Source organism: Enterococcus thailandicus, from assembly GCF_001886265.1.
GTDB classification, from domain to species: domain Bacteria; phylum Bacillota; class Bacilli; order Lactobacillales; family Enterococcaceae; genus Enterococcus_B; species Enterococcus_B thailandicus.
In genome coordinates this window covers 1-4,554 of record NZ_JXLE01000033.1, presented here as the reverse complement: position 1 = coordinate 4,554, position 4,554 = coordinate 1, and the positions used below count along the sequence as shown (strand labels likewise).

Below are 4,554 nucleotides of genomic sequence, written 5' to 3'. Positions count from 1 at the left end.
CACCACTTGTCCCATTATCATACCCTCGAAGTTGAATGGTATTTCCCCAAGTCATTTTAACAGGTACCTGTACATAAGTAGTGACGCCACTTGATTTACGTGTAATTTTCACACCAATTTTGTCCGTGACCGTCATATTATCGAAGCTAGGAACTGAGTTGACTTCCGCTGTGTAGTCGGAAGCATTGATTGCTGTTCCGTCTTCTAAACGTACGTTAGTAATCATTTTTGAAACAGCGGGGATTTCACCTGACCAGGTTCCAAGTTCGATCGTTTGTTCCACCACGTCTGCCCAGATTTGTCGGTCATCATTGATGTTGAAACTTGCTGAAGCCGAATCTAATGGAATATTATCCATCGGGAGTGCCCAATAAAACAGACTTCCATCATAAATCGATATTGTACGCCCTTCAGCATCATGACGTGTATTGATTGTTACAGAACAGTCACCTGAAAAATTACCTGCTTTGACTCGCTTCATTCGATAATTTATCTTTGTGCCAGTTGAACCCGTCTTTTCAAGTTGAACATAGTTAGAAAAGTTACTGGATAAATTAACTTTAAATTGAGATAGGTCAGAGAAATAGTCTCCTATAAAATTGATCTGCCCTGTATATTGTTCACTCGCTTTACTTTCAACTGTAAAATTTACAGTATCATTCACGTTTTTTCCCAGCTTACTGTAATTGGATTTCAATGCGTCAGACAGGTTACTTGCTATTTTCCGGACAGATACTTTTCTCCACTCATCATAGAGCCAAGAATATTTACTAGGCATATCTACACTCTCAAGGTTACAAACCAATCCTGAAATACCTCGACTAACGGTACCTTTCTCAAAATAATTAACTTTGTTCCAAACATACCCCCCACCAGTCCAGTTTATATATTCATCCGCTCTTAGCTCTCCATGATATTTCAAGCTTATAGAAGGAACAGTAATATTTGAACCAGGTTTCGTTCGCTTTATCACAAGATAAAAATGATTGAAAGTTTGACCATTCGTTGTTGATGTGGCGGCTGATCCAGTGAAGGTAATACCGTCACCTCCGACAAAAGACACACCGTCAAAATATATACTTGTCGCATAGTCCCATTTATATATACCACTAGTTGCAGATGTTACAGGTGCATTCTCAACTGGAAGATTAAATTCAATGGTTGATGTAGCTCCGACATAATTTCCAAGTTTGGGTGCTGTTTTCACTCTGGCGCTTATTTCTCCAATCCAATATGTAGCTGCTTTATCATAAGCTACCTTAGCACCAGGGTTATCATCAACATTTCCCGCCTGTGGTTGGATACTCGTTTTCGATGTCTGTGACGCAACTTCCTCTTTTGTTGAACTTTCAGCCACCGTTTGCTCAGTGGATGTTTGTGTTTTTGATGAAACTTCATTTTCTTCTTGTTGGGAACTATTTTGTGTTTGAGTTTGACTTGTTTCGGTTGTTTTTCCAGATTGTATTTGATTCACACTAGTTTCAGTTGATGTCGTCTTTTCTTGCTTTTCAGTTGATTGAAGCGTTTCACTTTCTTCTTGTGCCCATACAACCTGATTACTAATACTCACTAAATGAGTAATTTCTGAAAGTAGCAGTGCTACTAACATCAGCCAAATGATCATCTTTTGTCTATTTTTCATTTTTGTTTCATCCTTTTTTGTTCAGCCCTTCTCCACCGTCCTTCATACATAGCAGTGCCCCCTTTACTAGCTAACATATAGTACACCGTCGATCGTTGATTGATTGATTTCCTTTTCGTCATCATAGATCGTATAAACAATCGTTACTTCATGACTACCCTTTGACAAATCTTTTGCTAGCTTGGCTTCCATTAATTGGCGATTTGCAGGTATCAGTCCAGATTTGTAAACCTGTTCATTTCCTTCTTTCAGCAAATATGCCACTTGGATGCTGTAAGCATTCGTCGGTTTGTTTTTCACCGCGATCTGAGCAACATTCGTTTCTTTTGAAACTGCGATCTCATGTTTCAGGTTGATATTAAAATTGTCTTTGTCGACTTCTGTTTGCATGAACTTTAGCATTTCTTCATCTGTCATTTTTTCTAAATTTTGTTCAACGTCTGGCAACCCGCTGATAACTTTCGGCGTTTCTCTGAAAAAGTAAAATGAAAAAAATGATCCTAATGCAACAAGCAACAACAGTAATAAAATCAATAATCGTCTTGTTTTCTTCTTATTTTCTTTTGCTCTTTGTTCCACCATCTTTTGATATCCCCCTATGTCAAAACCCAGAAAAGGAGAAAGATTAGTCAATCTCCCTCCTTTACTTTAAAGCTCTTTATTTGCTTATTTTACTGCTGTAAAGTGTAGAGACATGTCATATGTAGGTCTCAATGCTGCATCAGTATCACCCGTTGGGAATGCACTTTGATCAATGTTTCCTGTGAATTCAAAATTTTTCGTTGATGTTTTAGGAACAGTTACCAACTTTGTTCTTGCATTAAGCATTTGACCTGCTTTGGTTTGTAAAGCAACTGCTGCTTCACCTGTCGCCACAACTGATAAATCTTGTTTCACATCAATTGCATTTTTTGAACTAAATTTTTCAACAGAAACTTTTACATCATTTGATGTTGAGTTATTTGTTAACTTATAGATTGGTGAAATAATTGTTGATGTAGGTTTTCCAGCATCATCTACGCTATTCGCATATAAAACAGTTGTTGGAATTGTGACGTCAATGACTGTTGGATCTTCCGGATCAGTTGGATCTGGAGATTCTGGATTTGATGAATCCCATGCACCAATCCAACCATTAACAGCTACATTTCCAGAATCTTGACCTTTGATCGTTTGTCCACCAGCTTCATTGGGATCTGTTTCTCCTGCTTCCCAGGCACTTGCCGTAATTGGAGCCAAAACAACCCCACCTAAAATTAATGTACTAACTAGTAATTTCTTTACCATTTTTGTATCTCCCCTATTTTATATTTTTAAAACAAAGCTATTTCTTACTAAAACAGCCACTACAAAATCAATTTTAGATAAAGTAAAAAATAGCAATTTCTATCTTTTACTTACACGAGGGTTACCTAAAACGGTTTATGCAATGTCCATTTCAGAAAAATAGCATCATTTTCAAACATAACACTTTGTTCCAAATAAATTTTCGTTTTTTGCGTAGTACGCCTTGGAACATAAATTATATTAGCAAACGAACACAAACCATTTCCAATCAGATTTTACCTAGGTGTCGGAACGAGATGTCCTTTGCAGAATCTCTACCTCTTGCTTAATCACCAACACGTCATCTCAAACAAGGAACTCACCGCGCTTTCTATTTTCTAAATAAAAAACAACAATGCGCGGACAAATAATAACTTTGTTCTTCCATAAAATATACATTTACAAAACTAATAAAGCCCAATGAAGCTTTATTGAAAGCAAAAAAAATATATTCATTGAACAAGAAATAATCAGTCACTTTCCACTAAAGTCGTTGCTTGTCTTTTGATTTCATTAAATAAACGTGTTAAATTAAGCACAAGGAGATGTTTCTATGTCTGAAAGCAAGTTCGTAATCATGATGAACCAGTTGAGTGTAGCTTACTCAGATGAAAAAGTGGCGCAAATGCCTAAAATCAAAGAGATGATTTTTAATGCAGCGCAAGAGTTAGAAAAAACTGAAAATACAAAGTTAGTTGGTACAAAGCTTTGCCATGCAATCACGCTAAGTTATCTTGAAACTAAACAACCATTTCCAGAAGCAGTCATAAACTTGTATTATCAATTAAAACATGACGCAGAAATCTACCAAGGGATTGCCATGAGTACCATGCTCCTTCCTCTATGGTTTTAATCAAAAAGACTGCAACAAAATGAAGTGACCTCCAAAAGTCAGTTTTCTGATCGAACTTTTGGAGGTTTTTTTGTATGAGAAAATGCAGTTTTGAATTGAAATTTGAAATTGTTCATGACTATTTATCTAGTCAAAGAAACACCTGAAGCAAGCCATCCTATCAAAGAATTAGAAAACAAGTTTGTTTGCTTCAGATTGAGAATGCCTTTTAAAAGAATGAAAGAAGCTGTGAAAACTAGAAAGCCCAACACAGACGAAAGAATCAGTCATACGAATGATCATCGGCCTCCGAAAGTCATTCAAATTAGTTGAGCCTCTTGCATTCATAAACTTCACTAAGGTGACCTATCTGTACTGACAGAAAACTTTTGATCGTTCAATTCCAGCTCAAGCAGTTGATTCATCCTTATTTTACAGTATAAAAAAAGAGCGGATTTCTCCACTCTATAAAAGTTTAACTTTTTGAGTCACAACATTTATCTACGTCTTGTTGCTACCTATTTGAAATGAATCATTGTTGATTCGTTTTTTTATATTTACGATACCAGAAAGTACTTAATACAAGTACAATCGTAACAACTCCTGCCCACGCAATCACCGGTTTAGAATCATCATTCGTTTTAGGAAATTTATTTTTAGATTCTTTAAAACTACTATTTGATGTAGTAGATGCATAGTTTTTATTTATTTCTGAGTGAGTTGTGGATTTGAGTCAATATCTTGGACACATTTT

General features: G+C 36.1%; 5 protein-coding genes. 1 reads left to right on the top strand and 4 read right to left on the bottom strand.

What is annotated here, in order from left to right; genetic code table 11:
• From RV17_RS12850 to RV17_RS12840, 3 genes are all read right to left on the bottom strand, one after another.
• Positions 1-1,642: hypothetical protein (locus tag RV17_RS12850; RefSeq protein WP_143139948.1), on the bottom strand; the 1,642-nt coding region annotated here is incomplete at its 3' end.
• A gap of 66 nt (positions 1,643-1,708) precedes the next feature.
• Entirely contained in the window at positions 1,709-2,224 is a 516-nt protein-coding gene (locus RV17_RS12845; protein ID WP_071869441.1) for a hypothetical protein, read from the bottom strand.
• A gap of 84 nt (positions 2,225-2,308) precedes the next feature.
• Complete coding sequence (locus tag RV17_RS12840) at positions 2,309-2,929, bottom strand: hypothetical protein (protein ID WP_071869440.1); 621 nt, start codon at positions 2,927-2,929, stop codon at positions 2,309-2,311.
• Between the two features lie 592 nt (positions 2,930-3,521).
• Between RV17_RS12840 and RV17_RS12835 the strand changes: the two genes are divergently transcribed.
• Positions 3,522-3,821, top strand: coding sequence for a bacteriocin immunity family protein (locus RV17_RS12835; RefSeq protein ID WP_071869439.1), 300 nt, complete (start codon positions 3,522-3,524; stop codon positions 3,819-3,821).
• 511 nt (positions 3,822-4,332) lie between these two features.
• On the opposite strand, the gene RV17_RS13845 is transcribed toward RV17_RS12835, so the two are convergent.
• Complete coding sequence (locus RV17_RS13845; RefSeq protein WP_083572002.1) at positions 4,333-4,509, bottom strand: LPXTG cell wall anchor domain-containing protein; 177 nt, start codon at positions 4,507-4,509, stop codon at positions 4,333-4,335.
• Positions 4,510-4,554: the final 45 nt, after the last annotated feature.

Coding starts and splice junctions, on each gene's coding strand:
- RV17_RS12845 (WP_071869441.1), bottom strand. CDS start 2,224: ATGGTGGAACAAAGAGCAAAAGAAAATAAGAAGAAAACAAGACGATTA.
- RV17_RS12840 (WP_071869440.1), bottom strand. CDS start 2,929: ATGGTAAAGAAATTACTAGTTAGTACATTAATTTTAGGTGGGGTTGTT.
- RV17_RS12835 (WP_071869439.1), top strand. CDS start 3,522: ATGTCTGAAAGCAAGTTCGTAATCATGATGAACCAGTTGAGTGTAGCT.